This is a genomic window from Arthrobacter sp. SPT-J7 (genome assembly GCF_059089965.1).
This window is the reverse complement of sequence record NZ_JBNHFF010000569.1, coordinates 1-464: the sequence shown is the minus strand read 5'-3', so window position 1 is coordinate 464 and position 464 is coordinate 1. Positions and strand designations below refer to the sequence as shown.

The 464-nt window shown below is 62.1% G+C and carries 1 protein-coding gene; it reads left to right on the top strand.

All coding sequences use genetic code 11. From position 1 onward, the window contains the following. The coding region (locus AC5RWX_RS34305) for a helix-turn-helix domain-containing protein (protein WP_494100581.1) at positions 1 to 342 on the top strand (342 nt) is incomplete at its 5' end. Positions 343 to 464 lie beyond the last annotated feature (122 nt).

The window sequence follows — 464 nt, the reverse complement described above, 5'->3', positions numbered from 1 at the left end:
GAGTTCGTCAAAGAGAGCCTGGTCTTCACGGGCGAGGACTCCCCCATGGCCAACCTCATGCTCTCCGTCATGGGAGCCTTCGCCGAATTCGAACGGTCCCTCATCCGAGAACGCCAGCGGGAAGGGATCGCCCTGGCCAAGCAGCGCGGCGCGTACAAGGGGCGAAAAAAGACCCTGACGCCGGAACGGGCAGCCGAGCTGGTCCAGCGCGCGGGCAGTGGCATTCCAAAGGTCGTTCTTGCCCGCGATTACGGAATCAGCCGGGAGACGGTCTACCAGTACCTGCGCTATGCCAAGCCAGCGGAAACCCTCTCCCCCGCCGAGCCGCCCCTCCTGCCATAGCTTTACGGAATCACGGTTATCGGCGTTTGGAAAATGCTGGGGGAGAGGCCTCAGCAGGGCCTTTTTTAGTTGCCGGCGCGGCTGAGCAAGCACTATTTGCGGGACAAGGACTTACCACGATG